General features: G+C 56.6%; 3 protein-coding genes. All 3 read left to right on the forward strand.

The genetic code is table 11. The features are described from left to right. A partial coding sequence (locus ABYW01_RS18645) for an NAD(P)/FAD-dependent oxidoreductase (protein WP_372835774.1) occupies positions 1-1,308 on the forward strand: 1,308 nt, incomplete at its 5' end. Continuing rightward, positions 1,305-2,429: an NAD(P)/FAD-dependent oxidoreductase gene (locus ABYW01_RS18650; RefSeq protein WP_372835775.1), complete on the forward strand. Its 1,125-nt coding sequence runs from the start codon at positions 1,305-1,307 to the stop codon at positions 2,427-2,429. The genes ABYW01_RS18645 and ABYW01_RS18650, both read left to right, overlap by 4 nt. Before the next feature lie 53 nt (positions 2,430-2,482). Further along, positions 2,483-2,778, forward strand: a 296-nt coding sequence (locus tag ABYW01_RS18655; RefSeq protein WP_372835777.1) for a RidA family protein, incomplete at its 3' end; no start/stop codon positions are given.

Here is a 2,778-nt window from a genome sequence, read left to right on the forward strand (position 1 = left end):
CAGCCCGGTGGCCAGATCTACCGTAAAGTGACCAGCAGCCCGCTGACACAACCTGAAGCACTGGGCGAAGACTACCTGAAAGGCGCCAAACTGGTTGAAGCCTTTCAAAACTGCAACGCCGAACATCTGTCCGGTGCCAGTGTCTGGCATGTGGGCGATAACGGCGAAGTATTATTCTCCCGCGATGGTGGCACCCAAAGCCTGACCGCACGTGAGCTGATTATCAGCGGCGGCGCGATGGAACGCCCTTTTCCGATTCCGGGCTGGCACCTGCCGGGCGTCATGTCTGCCGGTAGTGCACAGGTCATGCTGAAATCCGACGGACTGGTACGCGATAACGCGGTATTTGTCGGTACCGGACCCTTGCTGTATCTGATCGTGGCCCAGTACTTGCGTTTAGGTGTACCGGTCAAAGCCCTGATCGATACCACCCCCAAATCCGCCTATATCGACTCAATGAAAGAGATAAGCGGTACGTTAAGCGCGCCCAAGATGGTCAGCAAAGGTTTATTGCTGCTCAATGAGATCCGCAAAGCGGGCGTACCCGTTTACCGTTTTGCCACAGACCTGGAGATCACCGGCGAGAGTGCGGCAACCGGCTTGAAATTTACCTCAGGTCACGAAGGCCGTCGGATCGAAGCCGACCATATTTTCTTGCATCAGGGCGTCATTCCCAACCTGAACCTGACCCGTGCTTTAGGTCTGGAACATGCTTGGTGTGAACAACAGCTGTGCTGGAAACCCAAGCTTAACCGCTGGGGCCAAAGCTCCGTGCCAACGATCTCCGTCGCCGGTGACGGCAGTGGTATCGTCGGCGCCGATGGTGCTGCATTGATGGGAAAACTGGTGGCACTGAATCAGCTGCAACGTCACCACCAGATCAGTGCCGAGGAACGCGACCAGCAAGCACGCCCGCTGTTTCGTGAACTCGAAAAGCTCAATAAATTCCGCCGCTTTATCGACCGACTGTATCGCCCGATTGATGCACACCGAATTCCTGATGCACCTGATACCGTGGTATGTCGCTGTGAAGAACGCACCGTCGCCGATCTGCAACGGGGCTTTGAACTCGGCGCGAGCGGGCCTCAGGACCTGAAAGGCATGACGCGCTGTGGTATGGGGCCCTGTCAGGGACGCCAGTGTGGCCACACTGTCAGCGAACTGCTGGCCCAGTGGCGGGGTACGACGGTTGATCAGGTCGGTTACTACCGTCTGCGCTCTCCGATGCGTCTGCTTAACCTGACCGAGTTGGGCCAGTTCAGCCGTGTAGAGCCGGCCCAACAGTCCAATACAGGAGCCAAATCATGACCCGTATGAACAGCGATGTACTGATTATTGGTGGTGGTATTCAGGGCTGTGCCACCGCTTACAATCTGGCGCGTCAGGGCGTCTCCGTCACCGTTCTGGAGAAGGATTGGGTCTCCCGTCATGCATCCGGTGTGAACGCAGGCGGTGTACGCCTGCTTGGCCGTGATGTCGCAGAGGTCGAGCTGAGCAAAGCATCCATGGCGCTCTGGCACCGGCTGGATGATGAACTGGATGCGGACACCGGCTTCCGTGCCCGTTCGCTGATCAATATCGCCGCCGATACTCAGGATCTGGATACCCTGCGTAACCGTCAGGCCCTGATGCACGATCTGGGCTATCACCATGAAGTGATGATCGATCAGCAGGAACTGCGTGAACGACTACCCCACGTGGCCCCGCATTGTGTCGGTGGCGTGGTGTCAGAGACGGACGGCTATGCCATTCCCTATCAATCCACACTGGCGTTTCGCCGTGCTGCTGAACGTTTAGGCGCACAGTTTATTGAAGGGGTTACCGCTCAGCAGATCCGCAAAGTCGGTCAGTACTGGCTGGTAGAAACCGATAAAGGCCGCTATGAAGCGGAACATCTGGTGAACTGCTCCGGCGCATGGGCTGACAAGGTGGCCGTTAAAATCGGCGACAACGTACCTCTGACCCACAGTGCACCGATGCTGATGATCACCACCCGCATGCCGCATTTTGCCACCCCGGTAGTGGGTGCGGTCAGCCGCCCGTTGTCCTTTAAACAGTTTGAAAACGGCACCGTCCTGATCGGCGGTGGCGCGAAAGGCTTTGCCGACCGGGACAACAACCGGACCCGCCTCGACTACGCCAAAATGGCCGTGGGTGCACGGAATGTGGTGGAGTTTTTCCCGATCATGAAAACCGCTTCGGTTAACCGGATGTGGGCCGGATTGGAAGCCTATATGCCGGATAACCTGCCCGTGATTGGCAAAAGTGTAAACGCCGACAACGCCTATCACGCCTTTGGTTTTTCAGCCCACGGTTTCCAGATGGGACCGATTGTCGGTCAGGTGATGGCCGAGCTGATTATCGACGGAAGATCCCGCTTTGATCTGAACAAACTGCGCATCGACCGCTTCGAGCGCAAGGTGCTGTAACCCCTCATAAGAGACTTTTGAACACCCTCATTGATATCCGGAGAGACAGAGAAATGAGCATCGAGCGTATTGGTTCTAACGACCGCATGAGCAAAATTGTTAAACACAACGGCACCGTATACCTGTGTGGTCAGACCGCGAGCGATCCTGAATGGGATACGGCGGAACAGACGCAGCGCTGCCTGGATAAAATTGATGCCCTGCTGGCTGAAGCGGGCAGCGAGCGTAACAAACTCCTGTCGATCACCATCTACGTACGTGACATGAAAGATTTTGCGGCAATGAATGCGGTGTATGACGCGTGGGTCGCTGACTGTGAAAAACCGGCACGTGCCTGTGTTGAAGCGCG

Origin of the sequence: Pontibacterium sp. (assembly GCF_041587635.1) — a bacterium.
Classification (GTDB): domain Bacteria; phylum Pseudomonadota; class Gammaproteobacteria; order Pseudomonadales; family Balneatricaceae; genus Pontibacterium.

Excerpts from the sequence above, each read along its gene's own strand:
- ABYW01_RS18650 (WP_372835775.1), top strand. The coding sequence starts at position 1,305 with ATGACCCGTATGAACAGCGATGTACTGATTATTGGTGGTGGTATTCAG.